The sequence below is a fragment of the Pseudomonas sp. P5_B2 genome (genome assembly GCF_056400445.1).
On record NZ_JBFULH010000573.1, the window covers coordinates 1 to 2,591 of the forward strand.

The 2,591-nt window shown below is 61.8% G+C and carries 3 protein-coding genes; all 3 read right to left on the bottom strand.

The genetic code is table 11. From position 1 onward, the window contains the following. Positions 1 to 1,026 (bottom strand): tripartite tricarboxylate transporter permease (locus AC1DRJ_RS24130; protein ID WP_477804362.1); only part of this gene is annotated, 1,026 nt, incomplete at its 3' end. A 24-nt stretch (positions 1,027 to 1,050) separates the two neighbouring features. Then, on the bottom strand, positions 1,051 to 1,545 hold the full coding sequence (locus AC1DRJ_RS24135) for a tripartite tricarboxylate transporter TctB family protein (RefSeq protein WP_477804363.1): 495 nt from the start codon (positions 1,543 to 1,545) through the stop codon (positions 1,051 to 1,053). 1 nt (position 1,546) lies between these two features. Then, entirely contained in the window at positions 1,547 to 2,512 is a 966-nt protein-coding gene (locus tag AC1DRJ_RS24140; RefSeq protein ID WP_477804364.1) for a tripartite tricarboxylate transporter substrate binding protein, read from the bottom strand. Positions 2,513 to 2,591: the final 79 nt, after the last annotated feature.

The following is a 2,591-nucleotide window of genomic DNA, read 5'->3' on the forward strand; positions in this document are numbered from 1 at the left end:
GTTCTGGAACGCGGCTAACAGGATGGCCGCCGTCGCGGAGGTTGGAATGCCCAGCGTCAGCAGCGGCACCAACGACCCCGTCGCGCTGGCATTATTGGCCGCCTCGGGGCCAGCAACACCTTCGATCGCGCCCTCTCCCTTGCTGCCCGCAAATTCATTCGGGTACTTGCTCAGTTTGCGCTCGGCGGAATAGGACAGAAACGTCGGAATCTCCGCGCCACCTGCCGGTATCGAACCAAACGGAAAACCGATCAGCGTGCCGCGCAGCCAGGCCGGAACCGAGCGCTTCCAGTCGGCGCGGGTCATCCACAATGAGGTCAAGCGGTGCCGCCCGCAGTTTTCTTCTTTTTGATACAGCAAGCTGTACAGCGCCTCCCCCACGGCAAACAAACCGACTGCCACCAGCACCACTTCGATGCCATCGACCAACTCCGGCACCCCCAACGTGTAACGTGCGATACCCGAGGTCGAGTCGAGGCCGATCAAGCCAATGGCCAGGCCAATCCCAAGCGAGGYGAAACCGCGCAGCATCGACGCGCCGAGTACCGCCGACACGGTGGTGAACGACAGCACCAGAATCGCGAAATATTCCGCCGGGCCGAATTTCAGCGCCAGCGTGGCGACGACGGGGGCAAACAAGGTGAGCAGAATCGTGGCGATGGTCCCGGCCACGAACGAACCGATCGCCGCCGTGGCAAGTGCCGGCCCCGCCCGGCCGTTACGGGCCATCAAGTTACCTTCCAGGGCCGTGACCATGGAGGACGACTCCCCCGGCGTGTTAAGCAAAATAGAGGTGGTCGAGCCGCCAAACTGCGCGCCGTAGTAGATGCCGGCGAACATGATCAGCGCGCCAGTGGGGTCGACCTTGGCGGTGATGGGCAGCAACAGCGCGACGGTCAGCGCCGGTCCGATACCGGGCAACACCCCAATCGCCGTGCCGAGCAAACAGCCGATAAACCCCCACATCAAATTGATCGGCGACAGCGCGGCAGAAAACCCCATCGCCAAGCTTGCGAGAATATCCACCGGGTTGATCTCCTTCGGCCCGGCTCAGATCCAGGCGTTGACAAGGGGCGGCAGGGAAACGCCGAGCCCGGCGTTGAACAGCCAGTAAATCGGCAACGTCAGGGCAATGCCGATGGCCAGGTCCCGCAGCGGATGGCGACTGCCAAACCCGCGTGCCGCACAGGCAAACAGCAGCCCTGCAGCGAGGACGAAGCCAATGAGGTTGATCAGCAACGCCACCCCCACCAGCCCCGCCGTGACCCATGCTGCACCAAGTTTGCCACCGGGTAGCGCTTTGGCAGACTCGTCTTCGTGGTCCGTCAATTCGCGAAAGCCACCGGTGCAGGCTTGATAGCTCAGCAGCAACCCGACGACGCCCAGGAACACCGCCAGCCCGTAGGGGTAGACATCGGCGGCCAAAATGACGTAGCCCCTCTCGGGCGGAAACCGCCAGGCGCCGACCRCCAGTACAGCACTGATGGCGATCAGTCCAAGGCCGATGGCCAACTGTGGCGGCACAATCCTGCGTATCCCGGTCATGTCAAAGCAGCCCGACGTTGACCAGCATGGCCCGCAGCCGCACGTGTTCTTCGTCGACAAACTTGCCGAATGCGTCGCCGGTCAACACGCTGGGCGACCACGCGTTGGTTTTGAGGTTGTCTTGCCAGGACTGGGTTTTGGTGGCAGTGACGACGGCGTCGGTCAGTTCCTGGCGCTGTTCGGGGCTCAGACCTGCGGCGCCGTACACACCGCGCCAATTGCCAATGATCACGTCGTAGCCTTCCTCTTTGAGGGTCGGCGCATCGATACCGGCAACGCGCTCCGGCGCGCCGATGGCGAGGACGCGGAACTGGCCGCTCTTGATGTATTGACCCAGTTCGGCATAGCCGCCAGTGATCACCTTGAGCTGGCCGCCGAGCGCCTGAGCAACCACTTCACCGCCACCGCCGAAGGCAACGTAATTCACCTTGTTGACCGGGACATCCATTTTTCCGGCCAGCTCGGCGATGCCGATGTGATCGACCGAGCCTTTGGAGCCGCCGCCCCACGTGATGCTGGTTGGTTTGTCTTTGAAGGCCTTGAGCAAATCCTCAAGGGTTTTGAAGTCGGACTCCTTGCGCACGGCAATTACGTTGTATTCGGTAAACAGCCGGGCAATCGGTGTCACGTCCTTCAAGGTGATTTGCGGTTTGTTCTGTTCGATACCCGCGACCATGATGGCCCCCACCACCAGCAATGCACCCACCTCGCCTTTGGTGCTGTTGGCAAACTGCGCCAGCCCCAGCGTACCGCCGGCGCCACCTTTGTTTTCGAAGGTGACGGACTTGGCAACCTTGGCCTCGATCATGGCCTTGCCCAGTTCCCGTGCGGTCTGGTCATAACCACCACCGACAGACCCCGGGGCCATGAACTTGACGGTGTCCAGCGCCAGTGCGGGTGTTGAAAGTGCGGCAGCGGTGATAGCCACGGCAGCGGCGAAATTGAAACGACGGAACAAAGCGAACATGAGTGGACTCCTGATCTTGTTTTTGTAGTGGTCGGTTGAATCTCGCTCAGGAGCAACCCCTGCTCACTGAACATACGTC

Bases quoted from the DNA above. Each gene is read 5' to 3' on its own strand.
- AC1DRJ_RS24140 (WP_477804364.1), bottom strand. From the start codon at position 2,512: ATGTTCGCTTTGTTCCGTCGTTTCAATTTCGCCGCTGCCGTGGCTATC.